A 16,369-nucleotide genomic window follows, 5' to 3' on the forward strand; every position below is an offset into this window, starting at 1 on the left:
CGCGTGACCGCCGGCTACTCATAGGACCGGGTTTCGTGAAGATCCACATGCGACGGAGGGAATGCGCCGCGGTGGGACAGAACGGCTGGGACAGTCACGGACGAGGGTCAGGTCACCTCTGTCCACGAATACTGTCAGCGGTGGGACATCCGCTCAGCCGGGTGGCGGCGATGTGCGGCGCTTGGCGAGCACCGCATGGCACGAGAAGAGCGAGCCGCGAACTGCCGGTCCGGCTCAGCCTGTCCGGCAAACACAGCGCCGCCGATCCGGCGCGGCCTGCTTGGCGAACACCATCTGGCACGGGAGATCCCAGCCGGGGCCTGCCGATCCGACCCGGCCGGCCCCGGCCAAACACAGGCCGCCACGCGAAGGCCCGGCCGTGGCGCGCCGGCCCGCCCGACAAACACAGTCGCCACGCGAAGGCTCAGCTGCGGCGCGCCGATTCGGCCGCGCAGGCCGAGAACTGCAGCGCGCGGCCCCATTTCGCGCGCCGGGAGCTCCCCTGCTCCGGGCGCGCGAAACCGGCCTGTCATCCGGCAGCCCGGTCCGGGCGAGGGGCATTTCCTCCCCGGCAACCGGTTCCGGCGTCAGGCCTTCTTGCGCGTCGCGCGCTTGCGCGCCGGCTTGACCTCCGCCGGCTCGGCCGCCGCGGCCTGGTCGGCCTCGAAGCCCGCGATGATCTCGCTCGACAGGCGGCCGCGCTCGGCGACCTCGTAGCCGTTCGCCTGCGCCCACTCGCGGATCTGCCGGTTGCGCTCGCGGTCGGTGCCCGAGCCCGACGGGCCCGACAGCGACTGGCCGGTCGCGAGGCGCACCTTGCGGCCGCCGGTCCGCCGCGCCGCGGCGACGTAGCGGGCGAGTTCGTCACGGAGCGCGGAAGCGTTGCCCTCGGACAGGTCGATTTCGTACGTCACCCCGTCGAGGCTGAAGGGGACGGTCTGCGAAGCCTCGCTCCCGTCGAGGTCGTCCACCATCTCGACGTGCACCCGTTGCGCCATGGTTCGTCGTTCCTCATCTTCTCCAGAACACGGTCGGACAGACCCTAACCTGTCGAATCCCGTCCGGCACGCGCGACACCCGTGAAGCGTCCACAATGGCCGCCCGGGCGACCGCGTCGCCCGCGTCCAGGGTGACCGCAACCGAGCCGAAATGCGCGCCATCTTGTCGAAGATTTGTATTTGTGATATGCTTGGAATCGAATCGGTACCGTAGCCGCATGACCACCGCCGACTTTCCCGGTATTGCTCCCGGCATCAGCCGGACCGCCTTCACCGCGGCCGCCGCACGCGCGGCACATTTGCTCGTCGACGCCGCGCCCGTCATCTTCTCCGACCCCCTCGCCGCGCCGCTCCTCGGCGAACACGCCGAAGAACTCCTGGCCTATCACCACCTCCACGGCACGCATCCCGTGCTGGCCGGCGCCCGCGCCCAAGCGGCGTGCCGCAGCCGGTTCACCGAAGACCGGCTCCTCCGCGACAATTCCGGTATAGACCAGTATGTGATTCTCGGCGCCGGGCTGGATTCGTTCGCGTATCGGAGCGTACCCGGCCGATTCCGGGTGTTCGAGGTCGACCGGCCGGCGACCCAGGCCGGCAAACGGGAACTGCTCGAGCGCGCCGGCGTCGCCGTGCCCGCGTCGGTCACCTTCGTCCCGGTCGACTTCGAAGCCGATCCGCTCCGGGAACGGCTCGTCCAGAGTGGACTGGACCCGTTCCGCCCCGTGTTCGTCAGCTGGCTCGGTGTCACCATGTACCTGACCCGGAAGGCGATTCTCACCACATTGACGGATCTCGGCGGTTTCGCACCCGGCTCGGAAATCGTGACCGATCACCTGCTTCCGGCGGAACTGCGGGACGCGGCCGGAAACGGCTACGCCGAAGCCGTCGCCCCGGTGGCGGCGGAACAGGGCGAGCCGTGGCGCACGTTCCTCTCCCCCGCGGCCGTGGCCGATCTCCTGCGTGAGGCCGGGTTCGAAGTCGTCGAACAGGCCGGCCAGCGCGAGAGCGTCCCCGCGGAGCTGTGGAACCGCACGGACGCGCTGCGTCCCGCCGCGCTTTCCGCACTCGCCCACGGCCGCATTCCCGGGCCGCCCGGAAAAACGGCCGCCGGAAGCTGACGGGATTCCGCCCGTCAATCCGGCAGCAGTGGCACTTCGAGGTCGTCCGCGCGGCCGAGCAGGATCGCCCGGGTGACCGCCGCCTTGCCGAAGCGGTCGCGCACCGCGTCCAGCGCCGTGTCGAGCTGGGTCGCCCGCTGCCGCTCGAACGGCAACGCCAGCTGGAACGGGTCTTCGTCGGCCAAGTTGGACAGCGCGGCGCCGAGCAGCGTCAGGCCGCGGTCGGAGATCATCGGCAACGCCGCCACGAGCAGCTCGCGCGCCGCGGCGAGCAGCTCGCCGGTGCCCGCGGTCGGGTCGTTGAGCGTGTGCGAGCGGGTGACCCTGGTGAAATCGGCGAAGCGCAGGCGGATCGTCACCGTCCGGCAGACGCGGCGCGCGGCGCGCAGCCGGCGGGCGATCCGGTCGATCAGCGTCACGAGCACGACGTCGAGCTCCGCCGGCGTCCGCCTGCCGCGGCCGAGGGCCCGCTGGGCGCCGATCGACCGGCGCCGCCGGCCGACCTCGACACGGCGCGGGTCCCGGTTGTGCGCCAGGTCGTGCAGGTGCCCGCCGGCCGCCCGGCCGAGCATGCTCACCAGGTCGACCGGCTCGGACGCGGCCAGCTGGCCGACCGTCGTGATGCCCCGCGCGCGCAGCTTCTCGGTGGTGACCTTGCCGACCCCCCACAGCGCGCCGACCGGCAGCGGGTGCAGGAACTCGAGCTCCGCGTCGTGGGGGACGACGAGCAGGCCGTCTGGCTTGGCGACGCGGCTGGCGACCTTGGCGAGGAACTTCGTCCGCGCGACCCCTACCGTGATCGGCAGCCCGGCGCGCTCGGCGACGGTCGCGCGCAGCCGCTCGGCGATGTGACTGGGCCGTCCGCCGATCCTGGTCAACCCCCCGACGTCGAGGAAGGCTTCGTCGATCGAGAGGCCTTCCACCCACGGCGTCGTGTCGTGGAAGACGTCGAAGACGACCTTGCTCGCGGCCGAATACGCCGACATTCGCGGCGGCACGACGACGGCGTGCGGGCACAGCCGCCGGGCCTGCGCGCCGCCCATCGCAGTGCGCACGCCATAGGCCTTGGCCTCGTAACTCGCGGCCAGGACGACCCCGCCGCCGACGATCACCGGGCGCCCCTTCAGCGCCGGGTCGTCGCGTTGCTCGACCGACGCGTAGAACGAGTCGAGGTCGGCGTGCAGGATGGGCCCCTCGGGGACGGTCATAGAACATATGTTCGCATACGCGGGGGCTGAAGTCCGCTGTTCCGTCCGCCGCGGAACCCCTGCCGCTGGACGAAACTGAGCGTTTTCCCGGTTGTCGCCCCGCTGTTGCCCCGGTCACACTCGACGGATCGATTCACCCGACCACTGGGGGCGACATGTCCGAGAAGTGCCGATGCGGCGACCACCACGCGTGGGCCAGCCCGAATCCCGACGACCGCCCGGCGGCGGTGAGACAGCCGCTGCTGGCGTCGACGCTGGCCGGTGAGGACCGCGACGAAGACGCGGGCCGCCTCGACCCGACCGACCGGGTCACGTGCCGCACGCACCGCCGCTGGCTGCACGACTGCGTGGCATCGCCGGTCCACACGAACCCGGCGATCGGGTACCGCTGGTGCCGCCGCTGCGACCACCAGGCGCTGGTGGCGGTCGACGAGCTGACCGGCGAGGTGGCGATCCACTGCGGACTGTGCGGTCGCAGCCCGCGGAGCCGGGCGAACCTGGAGTTGGTGGAGTTGTGCCGGCGGAGTTTGGCGTTGGCCCGCTCGGGGCGGTTCCCGGAGTCCGCTGCCGCGTGAATGCCGCTGTAGGACGGTTGCCGGGCTCCACGGTCGCGTGACCGCCGCCATGCCGCGGGCGATCGTCGCGTGGGTGCCGCTATGCAAGTCGTTGCCGGGATAGTCGGCCCCGCGAGAGCTGCCAGGCCGCGGCTGACTGCCGCCGCGTGGCTGCCATGATGCTGGGGTGCCCGAACCCGGAACCACCGCGCTGGTGATCCTGCTGCCCGCCGCCGAGCCCGCGCTCGACGCGGCCCGACGGGTCGATCCCGGCCTGGTCCGGCCCGGCTTGCCCGCTCACGTCACCGCGTTGTACCCCTTTCTTCCCGATGCCTCGTTGAACGATGAGGTCCTGGCCGCCGTTCGGTCGCTTGCCGCCGGCGTTTCGCCTGCCTCTGTCGAGCTGTCCGAGGTTCTCGTGGCGCCGGGGTTCCTGGCGCTTCCGGCTCCGTCGCTCCAGGGGATCACCGACGCGGTTTGTGACCGCTGGCCGGACGTTCCGCCCTACGGTGGCCGGTTCGGATCTCGCCCGCCCGCCCACGTGACCGTGGCGATGGGCGGTGAGGAGGAGACCCTCTCGCGGGTGGCCACCGAAGTCCGGCCGCTGTTGCCGGTGACCGGCCGGGTCGAAGCGCTGCAGCTGGTCGCGTTGACCGAGCGTGGGTGGGAGCCGCGGCTGGAAGCGCCGTTCGGCCGCTGAGCGGCGCGACGTAGTCCAGCCCACTCACCTCGCCGGGCTGGCCACCCCATCGACCGCCGCGCCGTCCAGCTTCCGGTACGCCCGCGCGATCGCCCGCAACCGCGCGACGTCAGCGGCGAACGGCTCCGCCTCCGCGGCCGGCGGCGGCTCCTCCTCCCCCGGCTCGTCCGGAAGGTCACGCACCAACCGCGCCGCCGCGGCGGCCGGCAGCTCCGGCGTCACCCTCGCCAGGATCAACCCGTCGTTCGTCTCGCTCATCGCCGTCAACAGCCGCTCCCGGCGCGACGGCCCACCCGGGTCGATGCGGACGATCTCCGGGAACCGCCGTGTCAAATGCGTCCGCAACGGCCGAAGCAGGCGAAGCGTCTTCGCGTCGCGGCGACCGGCCACCAACCCCGGCACCGACGGGATCGTCAACCCCACCACGATCAGCAGCACCGAAACCGCGGGGAAACCGACGTCGAGCGTGCACGGCAGCGTCGAGAACGGCCCGCGGCACAACGCCTTCACCGGATGCTCGGCCTGAAGAGCACCGATCGTCGCGACGACCTTGCCCGCGAGGTAGGCGACCGCGAACGCCGACGCCAGCAGCAACAACGTCAACCCCGCGCGCAGCGCGCCGCCGCTCGCGCGGATCGTCACCGCCGACACCACGCCGATGTCGAGCACCGCGAACCCGAGGTAGACCGTGTACACGAAGACGTAGACGACCAATGTCGGGTGCGTGCGGTACAGCTCGTCGAACACGCCGATGCCGCGCGGCAGCCCCGACGTGCTGAAGAACATCGCCGTCAGCAGGACCAGCGCGACGCCCAGCGCGCCCAGCCGGAGCCGGCCGCCGCGGTCGCGGGTTCCGCTGATCTCCGCGACCGTCAGGCCGATGCCGTACGCCGCGACCATCGTCGCGAGGTTCGACAGCAGCCGGCCGAGGCTCGGGTAGAGCTCGCTCTCGACCAGCTGCGCCCGGTTGGACAGGAAGCAGAACGCCGCCCCCAGCGCGATGAGCGAGACAGCCAGCCCGGTCCCCGCGCCGGTGCGCCGGGCGCGGACCGCGCGCCAGATCCCGACCGCCAACGCGAAGAGCCCGACCCCGACGAACAGAATGTCGATCACGAGACGGCACTATCCCAGGAGTGCCGCCAGCCGCCTAGCCTGATCCGCCGCCCGGCCGGACGCGCCCGGCTGAACGGCGGGCGGCTCGCTCGTCGCGGCGCTCATCAGCAGGACGGCGATCAGCTCGGCCTCGTACTCGTCGGTGCCGGTCGTCACGCGGGTGAGCAGGTGGGACAGCGCCTGCGGGGCGAGGTCCGGGGCCAGCTGCGCCGCTTCGGACTCCGACATCTGGCAGGTGCCCGTGTGCGCGCACAGCATGTGGGCGAGCTCGTGGGCGATGATGTGGTCCTGGTGCAGCGCCGACGTGTGCTCGACGTACGCGATCAGGTCGTAGTCCGGGCGGGCCTGCCACGCGCCGGACGGGCGGCCGGGCCGGTATTCGACCGGGACGAGGTCGATCTCGCGCCCGCGCCACGTCTCGAGGCGGTCGACCCAGGCGTTCATCGACCACGGACGCGGCACCGGAACGGCGGCGAGCAGCGCGCGCACCCGCTCGCGGGCGGCGCCCCGGAGGTCCGTCAAGCCGCGCTCGTCGATGTGCCCTCCCCGGCCACCGGGCGCCAGCCGGGTGCACCGGGGCGCGATCACGGACGAGGTCATCGTAGCCGACCGCGCGCGGTCACTCCGGCTTCCGGCGCCGGCTCTCGCGATGCCGGGTTTCGTCGTAGCCGGCCAGCTGGTCGAGCAGCGCCGTCACGGTTTCGCGGTCGCGCGGCGAGAGCCGCATCGCGCGCTGAGCCAGGTTGCGGGCCTCGCTGTCGCGCCACGCCACGACGTCCTCGACCTGACGGTCGACCTGCCCGGCGACCTCGTCGTCGAAGAAGTACGTCACCGGCACGCCGAAGAACTGCGCGAGGGCCTGGATGTGCGAGCGCTTCGGGTCCTTGCGCGCGCCGACGGCGAGCTGCTGGACGTGCGTCGCCGACATCGTCACGCCGGTCTGCTCCGCGACGCCGTGCGCGATCTCCCGGTAGGAGTACGGCTTGCGGTCCGGCGGGTGCACGGTGGCGATCAAGTGCCCCAGCCGTTCCGCGAAACTGCGCTCGTCGCTCACCACACACCACCTTCGGCCAGGAAACGTGACAACCGTTAGCCTAGCTGTTCCGAAAACTTGACACAGCCTGTCCCGGAAAGACTACGATACTCCCGTTCGGTGTTTTGAAAACAGGACACCGGACCCCGGGGTGGCGCAGCGGCCGCGGGGTGCCGTCACGTGGTCGCTGGGGGTGGCCACGCGCCCCACCCTGTTCCCGTCGCGCCACCCCGCCTCAGCCGGCGCCCATGGCCGTGGCCAGCTTCGCGAGGTCGTCGCGCAGTCCCGGCACGGCGTCGTCGGCGACGCAGCCGGTGGAGAACTCGATGTAGAGGTCGTCGTCCTCGGGGATGTCGACCTCGAAGTCGACGTCGTCCGGGCCGAGCCGTTGGAGGTACTGGTCCGGGTCCATTCCCGCCGCCTGCCGCAGCCGCGCTTCCACGGCGCCCGCCTGCGCGAACCGGCCTTGCAGCTTGAGGTGCAGGTCGGCGGCGCCGGGGTCCGGGCCGAGGATGAGGTCGTTGGCGCGGTCGCAGGGCCATTCGCTGAAGTCGCGGGCGACGCCGGGGAGCGGCGCGAAGCCGGACAGGCCGGCGGTGAGTTGCTTGATCGCCGCCGACGTCGGCCCGGGTGGGTAGGGGCCGCGGTCGAGGGACTGGTCGAGCAGCTGAAGGCCGAACCAGGTGCCGAAGAACAGCCAGATCCCGAGCCCGAAGGCGAGGAATCCGCCGCCGGCGCCGAGGCGGGGCGAGTGGTCGCGCGCGTAGGCGGCGGGATCGACGCCGTGCCGGACTTCGAGGTCGGGTCGCCTGTCGCGCAGGGCGGCGAGGAAGGTTTCGGCGGTTCGGTAGTCGCGCCAGCGGGCGCGCACCCGGTCTTGGCCGGCGCGGAATTCGACGACCTCGCGATCGAAGTCGCCGGACGGCCGCAGCGCGACGATCAGCCCACCGATCAGCGAGGTCGGCAGCCAGAAGGCGAGCCAGAACGGCTTGGCCGACACAGCCCCGCGCCGGACGTCGGTGATCGCGGCGTACGGGACCGGGGTCCGGTCGAAGGCGAGGCCATCGGGGCCGAAGGTCGCCTCGGATGGCCAGGTGCGCCCGAGCAGCCAGGCGACGACGGCGACGAGGAGGTCGAGCGCCACCCCGATCCAGAAGAAGGGCCGTTGGGGTGCGACGGTGATGCCGTAACCGTGCCAGGCGGCGAAGCCGAGCGCGAGTGCGACGAGGACCCAGGTCCAACGGCGGGCGCGGGAGAGCGGGACCACTCGGGTCGTCGTGTCCGCCATGGCCGGGAGCGTAGGGGGCCGCGAAGGTGGGGTGGACCGGTAAAAGTACCGCCGTGGCAAGGAACTTCGGCCGACGGCGGCTGGACGCGGGAGAGGGAATCGGGCCGAGCCCCTCGCGCGGCTGGAGAGCCATTGCGCGCGAGCTGCCGGGCGACCTGCGCGACTCGCGTGCCCTCGCACCTGCGGCGCGGGCACCTCGCGTGAGCAGGCGGGCCATCAGGCCGGCTGGGCATCTCCTTTCCGCTCCCACGCCAGCAACCGCCACAGGGCGGCTGGTGTCGCTCCTGTGTGCTCGCGGACCGTCCTTGTCAAATGGGCCTCGTCCGCGAAACCCAGCTCCGCCGCCAACCTGGCCAGCTCCCCCTCCCCCGTCCCCTGCCTCCAAGCGATCGAGCGCCCGGCCGACGCGGACCCGATTCCGGTAGCGCGTCAGCGAAACCCCGATCTCACGCGGGAAAGCTCGGCTCAACCGATACGGCGAAACTCCCAGCAATTCGGCCAGCGGAAACAATCCCACCGCGGAAGGATCATCGGAAGCGATCGCTTCTCGGGCGCGCGATACCAACGCGCCGTCGTCACCCCGGCCGCCGGAGGCGGGGGTCGGCGCCGACGCCTTCTGGGTGATCGCGCGGCCCACCAGTTCCAGCAGGCCCTCCGCCAGCGCGTAGTCCGGGTCCGCCGTCGACGTCACCACCCGGCGGTGGGCCAGGTCGAGCCGCGCGTCGACGCCGAGACCGCGGCCCGGCGCACCCGGAAGGGTGACCACCGAACGAAAGGAGTCGGGAAACGCCCGCGGAACTCACCACCGCCGTCCTCCCGGCCGCCCTCGCCGCCTTCTACGCCAAAGCCCTCGGCCTGGAGGTGACCTACGAGGACGACGACACCGTCCAGCCCGGCGCCACCAAGCCCGGCTTGGTGGCGCCGGCTGGGTGGTGCTCGCCGACCCCGAAGGTCACCTCTTCTGTCTGATCCCCGCGTGACTCACCGGCGGTAGACGCCGAACTCGTACAGCGAATAGCCGTACGCGCTGCCGCGCTGGGTTGCGGACATCCGGACGTACCGGGCGGTGTCGGCGATCGCGAGGTCGTCGGCGCCGCCGTCGCCGGACGTCGTCGCGTAGACCGTCCGCCAGTTCGCCGCGTCGTCGCTGACCTGGATCTCGTAGGCCTTCCCGAAGGCGGCTTCCCAGATCAGCTGGACGTGGTCGAACGCCTGCCGGCTGCCCAGGTCCACCTGCAGCCACTGCGGATCGGCCCACGCGCTCGCCCAGCGCGTCGCGGTGTCGCCGTCCGTGGCGGCCTGCGGCGGATAGGGCGCGCCGGGGCCGTCGGCCTGGTAGGTCGACGCCGTGGTCGCCTTGCCGCGGGCCAGGTTCGTGCCCGGCACCGGCGGGGCGACCACGCGCAGCGACCGCGTCTCGATGCCGACGTTGCCGTGGCCGTCCCGGGCGTAGAGGTAGATCTTCCAGACGCCCAGCTGCTGCGGCGCGGTGACGGTGAACGGGCCGCTCCCGGTGAACTGCGCCGGGATCAGGCCGGCGGCGCCGTTGATGTACTTGCTGTTGTAGCCCATGGTGTAGGTGATCGGGTCACCGTCCGGATCGGACACGTTCGCCGTAACGGTGAACGTCGAGCCGGCCGGGACGTCGGTGACGCGGCTGAGGTTCATCGACGAGATCACCGGCGGCGTGTTCCCGCCCGTCTGTCCACTGTAGAGCTTCCGGACGGCGTACCACGAGAGCCGCTTCTCGTTGCCCGTGGTGATGTTGAACCAGACGCCGCCGAAGTCGCCCTCGGTGCCGTAGTGGAACAGCGTCGCGCCGAGCGCCACGCCCGGGTGCGCCAGCACGCAGTTCCAGGCGTTGACGTAGCCGTCGCGCTTCTGCTGGTCGGTCGGTTCCGTGGGCACGCCGTTGACGTCGTTCGGGACTTCCCACTCGCCGGCCGGGCCGGTTTCGGTGATGATGTACGGCTTGGTGTAGCCGCCCGCGAGCCAGTCCTGCTTAACCTGGCAGACCTGGGCGTAGGAGTTCACGGAGTAGAGGTCGAGGTTCGGCGCGTACGCCTTGTAGTACGGCCACGCGCCGGTCCAGGCGTCGGTCGAGGTGACCGGGTGGTTCGCGTCGATCGCGTGGATCGCCTGCGCGGCCTGGTCGACGAAGCGCGTGTAGGCGATCCGGTTCTGCTCCAGCAGCGTGCCGGAGTAGCAGTTCTGCATCCCGAGGATCGACTCGTTGCCGACGTTCCACATCAGCACGCCGGGGTTCGCTTTGTACGCGGTGACCCACTTCTGGATCTCGGCGAGCATCGTGTTCTTGTAGTTCGTGTCGGTGGTGTAGTCGATGCAGCCGCCGCTGCCCGGGCCGCCGCCGGGTTGCAGCCAGAAGCCGGCGACCACCTTGATCCCGTTGGCTGCGGCGGCGTCGAACAGCGGCTGGCTGCTGCCGTCGGTGCCCCAGGTGCGGACGGTGTTGACGCCGATCGAGTGCAGCTCCGGCATCCGCGCCGACGCTTCGCTCACCGGCGGACCCCAAGTGAGGCCCTTCACGATCCACGGCTGGCCGTCGACGCTCAGCTGCCAGTTGCCCTGGCTGCCGGTTACCTTCGTGACGCCGGGGCCGCCCGGGGACGACGTGCCCGGGGTGCCGCTGACCTGGAATTCCCACAGCGAGTAGCCGTAGCCGCCGACGCGGTGGGTGCCGTAGAAGCGGACGTAACGGCCGTGGCCGGTGACGGCGAGGTTCTCGACGCCGCCGGTCGCGGTCGTCGTACTGTATACAGTCTGCCAAGTCGCGGCGTTGTCCGAAACCTGGATTTCGTATGCGGTCGCGTAGGCGGCTTCCCAGTTCAGGGTCACCTGGCTGATGTCGGCGGGCGCGCCGAGGTCGACCTCCAGCCACTGCGGGTCGCTCCAGGCGCTGGCCCAGCGGGTGCCGGCGTCGCCGTCGACGGCCGCCGACGCGGGGGTTCCCGCGCCTTCGCTGCTCGACGCCGTCGCGGGTCTGCCCTGGGAAAGGAGCGTGGCGGCGTGCGCCGGGGCGGGGCCGGCGAGCAGCCCCAGCAAGAGCAGGGCCACCAGCGCCGGGACGGCACGGAGGAACGACGGTCGGTCCACGATGACTCCCGTACGACAGGGGAACAGAGATTGGAGAGCGCTCTCCGCCGCGCTCGATGGTTCGGCACGCGCCCCCGCGTTGTCAAGATTCGCCCGCGAACCCGACCATGACTGTCCGACGGCCGATCCGGGTGCTCCTTGACAGGGCCGCGGCCGGGTGCGCATGCTGTGGGAGAGCGCTCTCCCATCCTTGGCACCTCACCGTGGAGGACCCTTGGCACCGAAAATCGCGCTCCTCGCCTGCACCGCCGCCACCGTGCTGGCAGGCGCCTTCCTGACCACGGCCACCTGGTCGCCCGCCGGAGCGGACGACCTGGTGACCCACCACGAGTTCCAGGTCAACTGCTCCCCCAGCCACCACCAGCCGGACGACCCGATCGTCTTCCCCGGGCTGCCCGGCGCGTCGCACGACCACACGTTCCTCGGCAACAAGACCACCAACGCGGCGACCACCCTGCAGTCGCTGCAGGGCGCGGGCGTCGGCAACACGACATGCCTGGCGCCGGACGACCTTTCGGCGTACTGGTTCCCGACGGTCTACAACGGGAACCAGGTGGTGCTGCCGAACTTCGCGCAGGTCGTCTACTACAAGTCCGGCATCCTCGACTACACGAAGGTCGTGCCGTTCCCGCCCGGCCTGCGGTACGTCGCCGGGAGCGTCACGGCGACGCAGGACGACTTCCAGCACGCGCCCGGCGCGATCGAGGGCTGGGAGTGCGGGGACAGCTTCCACAACTGGGACATCCCCGTGCAGTGCGTGGCCGGCAGCCAGCTCAACATCCGCTACCAGGCGCCGAGCTGCTGGGACGGCGTCCACCTGGACTCGGCCGACCACAAGAGCCACATGGCGTACCCGGACCGGACGACGCTGACGTGCCCGGCCGACCACCCGGTGCCGGTGCCGATGCTCGAGTTCAAGATGGCGTTCCCGGTCAGCGGGGACATGTCCGGCGTGCACCTGGCCAGCGGGCGCGGGTACTCGTGGCACTACGACTTCTTCAACGCGTGGGACCCCGAGACGCTGGCGGCGCTGGTGACGCACTGCATCAACGGCGGCCTGCAGTGCGACCCGCGCGGGTTCGACCTCTACAAGCCGGACCGCGGCTCGGTGCTCGGGCCGAACTACCGGCTGCCCGGCCGTCCGTGAGACGGCCGTTCCTGGGGGCGGCGGTGGTGGCGCTGATCATGGGCGGTTGCGCCACCACCGGCCCCGCCCCCACCCCCGCCGCCTCGCCCTTCAACCCGACCGATGTGGCGTGGCTGCAGCTGGTGGTGCCGATGACCGAGAACGCGCTGGCGGCCGCCCGGCTGGCGCCGTCGCACGCGGCCAGCCCGGCGGTGCGCGCGGCCGCGGACGCGGTCGCGGCACCGTCGGAACGGCTGTTGACGCGGCTGAGGTCGGCCCGCGACCGGGCCAGGCTGCCCGCCGCTGACGTCCATAGTGGACACAAGATGCCGGGCATGGTCACCGAGGCGGACCTGGTGGCGTTGCGCACCGGAAGCGGTGCGGACTTCGACCAGCGGCTCGTCGCGTTGCTGCGGGCTCACGCGGCGCAACTGGTGGTGCTGGCCAAGGGCGAACAGACCTCCGGCGCGGACGCCGAAACGAGGCGGCTCGCGGGCGAGGTCGGCGCCGACGGCGCGCGACAGGAGCAAGTACTGGCGACGACAGCCTGACCGATGCTGAACGCGAATGGCCCGCCGAGGACTTCGGCGGGCCATTCGGTCGGGAGAAAGCGACGACCTGGCCCGGCGGACCGGGTCGTGGAGGCCACCCCCACAGGTGGCCGAGCCGGCGCCGTCGGGGTCACCACCCCACGTGGTGACCCCGACGGCATTCACCGGCTCCGCCCGCCGGCAGCTCTCAGTACGTGACCGTCACCGGGCCCTTCCCGCCGTGGGCCGTGACCGTCAAGGTGTGCGTCGCCGCGTCCCACTTCCAGCTCTGCGAAGGCGCCCAGCCCTCGCCGACCCGGACCCGCGACGGCGCCGACGTCACGCCGAGGAACTTCACCGTCCACTCACGCGAAGCGAACTGGGACCGGCCCCGGGACGGCTCGACCGTCACCGTGTGGGCGCCGCGCCGCTCCGTGTACGTGATGCAGGTCGTCGAGCTGTGCTTCGACGAACTCCCGTCGTCCTCGTACAGCGAGAACGAACCCGACGCCCCGGGCGCCACCGTGACCGTCGCGCGGTCCAGCGGGTTCTGGACGTCGTTGGTCACGTCCGCCGTGCGGGTCACCGTGATGCCGCCCGCGCGGACGAACACCGGCATCGTCCCGAGGTCGGAGGTCACCTGCTGGGTGCTCCCGCCCTGGTAGACCTGGCCACTGAAGTAGTCCGTCCACTGCCCCGGCGGGAACCAGACCGACGTCGTCGCCGACGTGCCCGGGGACGTCACCGGCGCCACCAGCATGTCCGGCCCGTAGAAGTACTCGCTCGACGCCGCCGCGTACGCCGCCGGGTCGTCCGGGTACTCCACGTACGTCGGCCGCACGACCGGGACGCCCGTCGTCGCCGCCTGCTGGGCCAGCGTGTAGGTGTAGGGCACCAGGTTCTCGCGCAGGTTCAGGAACTTCGTCGCCGACGCCTTCGCCGCGTCGCCGTACTGCCACGGCAGCCGGTCGCTGTGGTTGCTGTGCAGCCGGTCGATCGGCTGGAACGTGCCGAGCTGGACCCAGCGCGCGTACAGGTCGTCGGGCAGCTTGTGCGTCTGGTACTGCTGTCCGCCCGAGGTGTAGGTCTCGCTGCCGGGCAACCCGGTCGTGTCGTTGTGGCCGCCGATGTCGTGGCTGATCGGCGACAGGCCCGTCGCCGCCGACTCGGCCGGGGTGATCCCGACCTCCATCCGCAGCGTGCCCCACGTCGAGGAGGTGTCCCCGGTGAAGTGGACGGTGCTGCGCTTGTCGGCCCACGGGCCCGTCGACAGCCCGACCGGGCCGCCGTAGCCGCCGGCCTGGAGCGAGCCGTACGCCCGCGAAGTCGCGAAGCCCCGCCCGATCGCCGGCGCGGACAGGTCGGCGTACTTCTGGTTGATGAACGAGTCCGGCGTGACGCCCTGCAGGCTGGACTTCGAGCCGTCGCAGCACCAGTCGAGCCACCAGAAGTCGTTGCCCTGGCTCGTCATCTGGCCGTGCAGGTCCAGGTACGCCTTCAGCTGGTCGGGGTCGCCCCAGTCGAAGGTGTAGCAGTCCGTGCCGCAGTTGGACTTCGCCAGCTTGCCCTTCGCCGTCGCCTGCGCGCGGGCGAACTGCGGGTCCGAACCCATGATGCTCGGGTGGATGTTCAGCGTGTTGTGCAGGCCCTGCGAGTGCGACCAGGCGAAGAACGCCGTCGGGTCCGGGAACTTGTTCGTGTCGAACTGCCAGCCGTTCCACGTGTCCGGCGCCTTGAAGTCGGTGTCGGTCACCAGGACGTCCAGCGGGACGCCCTCGCTGCGGAAGCGCGGCAGGATCTTGTCGCGGTAGTCGGCCGCGGTGCGGTCGATGTACTCGGAGTACCAGATGCCGTATGCCCAGCGCGGCAGCAGCTCCGACGGCCCGGTCAGGGTCGCCAGGTCCCGCAGCCCGGCCTTGTAGTCGTGGCCGAAGGTGAAGGCGTAGCCGTCCTGGTAGGGGTTCCCGCCGTGCGACGGCCGCGGCGTCACCTTCTCGGTGGCGGTGTCGTACAGCGCGGACGGGCTGTCGTCGAGCAGGTACCAGCCGTCGGTGTGCAGGAGGCCTTCGGTGAGCGACGGCGTGCCGTTGTCGCCGTTGACGCCGTCGAGGCCGCGCCGGTAGCCGCCGAGGGTGAGGTGCGGCTGCGGGATGGCGGCTCCGGTGCGCGTCACCGCGACGGTGTCGAGGTTGACGTGGCAGCTCGTGTCGTCCGGGCAGCCGAGGACGACGTCGTTCGTGCCCGCGCGCAGGTCGACCGGGACCGACGCGGTCCCCCAGGTGTCCCAGTTCGCGGTGGCCGGCATCGACAGCGTGCGCGTCACGCCGGCCGAGCCGACGGTCGCGGTCCGCGTCTGGTGCAGGCCGTCGCCGCCGGTGCCGTTGGCGTACCGGACGTCCAGCTGGTAAGTGCCGGCGGCGGGGACCTCGACGACGCGGTGGGTCAGCGACGAGCCGCGGTTCAGCTCGGCGACGAACCCGCGTCCGGCGTACCCGGCGTGGTCGGTCGCGACGACGGCCGAGCCGGTGCGGAGGCCGGATTCGGCTTCACAGCTGACGTCCAGGGCGCAGCCGGTGAAGGCGCGGGCCGACGACGGCGGGAAGGGCGCCCCGGCGGACAGCACCGCGAGGGCGTCGAGGTTGACGTTGCCGGAGTCGGTCGCGGTGCGCTCGAGGCGGACGCTGTGGCGTCCGGCGCTGAGGGTCAGCGGCACCGAAGCGGTGGCCCAGCTGTCCCAGTCGGCCGTGGTGGGAAGGGTGAGCTTCTGCGCCGCCCCGCCGTCGACGGATACGCTCAGCGTGCGCGTGACGTGCTGGCCGTCCCCGCCGGTGCCGTTGGCGTAGCGGGCGGTGAGGTTGTACGTCCCGGCCGCGGCGGCCGAGACGTCGGCGGTGGCCGAGGTCCCGGTGCTTTCGAAGCCCGCCAGGAAGCCCTCGCCGGTGTAGCCGGTGTGGTCGGTGGCGACGCCCAGGCCGTCGGCCGTCAGGTCTTCGGCCTCGCAGAGCGCGCCGGTCGCGCAGGTCAGGTGGTGCCAGGGCGCCGCGGTCACCGCCGCGCCGGCCGTGGTGCGGATCTGGAGGTTGCCGGAGTCGAACGGGCCGGAGTCCAGCTTGTAGGTCAGGGTCGTCGCGCTCGTGCGGATGGTCAGCACGCCGTTCGACGTCGTGGAGGTGAACGGCGGCGGCGTGAACGAGCCGCGGCCGACCGCGTTGAAGGTGGCGGCGTCGGTGAACCGGCCGTCGCCCGCGTACTCCGTGCGGATCAGGGTCGGGGACAGCACCTGGAAGCGCGCGTTCCCGGCGGTGACGGTCTGGCGCGCGGCCGGCCCGGCATCGGCGGGTGCCGCGACGGTGACGACCGCCGCCGCCACCGCCAGCGCGCTCGCTAGGTGGAGGATTTGCACTGCTCTCGTCCGCACGGCGGAACTCCGTTCCGGTCAGAGGGACCCAGCCAGTTTTACAACGTTGGAAAAGGCGGTTCGATCTGAGCACAACGAGTGGTCGCGTGTCCAGACCGGTGAGCGGAACTGTCCGGACAGGCCGGAGTCGGTGCCCGGCAGGCCACGCGGGCGGAGCATCGGAGCGAAC

13 protein-coding genes are annotated in these 16,369 nt (G+C 71.6%); 5 read left to right on the top strand and 8 right to left on the bottom strand.

Annotated elements, in window-relative coordinates; genetic code table 11:
• Nucleotides 1-587: 587 nt before the first annotated feature.
• Entirely contained in the window at nt 588-998 is a 411-nt protein-coding gene (locus tag ACZ7OH_RS08010) for a histone-like nucleoid-structuring protein Lsr2 (protein ID WP_470280172.1), read from the bottom strand.
• Between the two features lie 218 nt (nt 999-1,216).
• Between ACZ7OH_RS08010 and ACZ7OH_RS08015 the strand changes: the two genes are divergently transcribed.
• Nucleotides 1,217-2,116, top strand: coding sequence for a class I SAM-dependent methyltransferase (locus ACZ7OH_RS08015; protein WP_470280173.1), 900 nt, complete (start codon nt 1,217-1,219; stop codon nt 2,114-2,116).
• A gap of 14 nt (nt 2,117-2,130) precedes the next feature.
• On the opposite strand, the gene dinB is transcribed toward ACZ7OH_RS08015, so the two are convergent.
• The gene (dinB, locus tag ACZ7OH_RS08020; protein ID WP_470280174.1) at nt 2,131-3,324 is read right to left on the bottom strand and encodes a DNA polymerase IV; all 1,194 of its coding nucleotides are present in this window, start codon (nt 3,322-3,324) and stop codon (nt 2,131-2,133) included.
• A gap of 155 nt (nt 3,325-3,479) precedes the next feature.
• Between dinB and ACZ7OH_RS08025 the strand changes: the two genes are divergently transcribed.
• Together ACZ7OH_RS08025 and ACZ7OH_RS08030 are read left to right on the top strand one after the other, a co-directional pair.
• Nucleotides 3,480-3,899, top strand: a complete 420-nt coding sequence (locus tag ACZ7OH_RS08025; RefSeq protein WP_470280175.1) for a hypothetical protein — start codon at nt 3,480-3,482, stop codon at nt 3,897-3,899.
• Nucleotides 3,900-4,065: 166 nt separating this feature from the next.
• Nucleotides 4,066-4,578, top strand: coding sequence for a 2'-5' RNA ligase family protein (locus tag ACZ7OH_RS08030; RefSeq protein WP_470280176.1), 513 nt, complete (start codon nt 4,066-4,068; stop codon nt 4,576-4,578).
• 24 nt (nt 4,579-4,602) lie between these two features.
• Here ACZ7OH_RS08030 and ACZ7OH_RS08035 read toward each other — a convergent pair whose 3' ends face one another.
• The 5 genes from ACZ7OH_RS08035 to ACZ7OH_RS08055 form a co-directional block, all read right to left on the bottom strand.
• Entirely contained in the window at nt 4,603-5,691 is a 1,089-nt protein-coding gene (locus ACZ7OH_RS08035) for a hypothetical protein (RefSeq protein ID WP_470280177.1), read from the bottom strand.
• 9 nt (nt 5,692-5,700) lie between these two features.
• A complete protein-coding gene (locus ACZ7OH_RS08040; protein WP_470280178.1) occupies nt 5,701-6,291 on the bottom strand; it encodes a hypothetical protein in 591 nt (196 codons plus the stop codon).
• Nucleotides 6,292-6,310: 19 nt separating this feature from the next.
• A complete protein-coding gene (locus ACZ7OH_RS08045) occupies nt 6,311-6,745 on the bottom strand; it encodes an XRE family transcriptional regulator (protein ID WP_470280179.1) in 435 nt (144 codons plus the stop codon).
• A gap of 214 nt (nt 6,746-6,959) precedes the next feature.
• Nucleotides 6,960-8,012 carry a hypothetical protein gene (locus ACZ7OH_RS08050; protein WP_470280180.1) on the bottom strand — a complete coding sequence of 351 codons (1,053 nt, stop codon included), beginning with the start codon at nt 8,010-8,012 and terminating at the stop codon, nt 6,960-6,962.
• Between the two features lie 981 nt (nt 8,013-8,993).
• Nucleotides 8,994-11,126, bottom strand: coding sequence for a discoidin domain-containing protein (locus tag ACZ7OH_RS08055; protein WP_470280181.1), 2,133 nt, complete (start codon nt 11,124-11,126; stop codon nt 8,994-8,996).
• A gap of 214 nt (nt 11,127-11,340) precedes the next feature.
• On the opposite strand from ACZ7OH_RS08055, the gene ACZ7OH_RS08060 reads away from it, so the two are divergent.
• The gene (locus ACZ7OH_RS08060) at nt 11,341-12,273 is read left to right on the top strand and encodes a DUF1996 domain-containing protein (RefSeq protein WP_470280182.1); all 933 of its coding nucleotides are present in this window, start codon (nt 11,341-11,343) and stop codon (nt 12,271-12,273) included.
• On the top strand, nt 12,270-12,803 hold the full coding sequence (locus ACZ7OH_RS08065) for a DUF305 domain-containing protein (RefSeq protein WP_470280183.1): 534 nt from the start codon (nt 12,270-12,272) through the stop codon (nt 12,801-12,803). The genes ACZ7OH_RS08060 and ACZ7OH_RS08065 overlap by 4 nt, the downstream gene beginning before the upstream one ends.
• A 187-nt stretch (nt 12,804-12,990) precedes the next feature.
• Here the strand turns inward: ACZ7OH_RS08065 and ACZ7OH_RS08070 are convergent, their stop codons facing one another.
• Nucleotides 12,991-16,200, bottom strand: a complete 3,210-nt coding sequence (locus ACZ7OH_RS08070) for a TIM-barrel domain-containing protein (RefSeq protein WP_470280184.1) — start codon at nt 16,198-16,200, stop codon at nt 12,991-12,993.
• Nucleotides 16,201-16,369: the final 169 nt, after the last annotated feature.

This window comes from Amycolatopsis sp. NPDC114478, assembly GCF_055633805.1.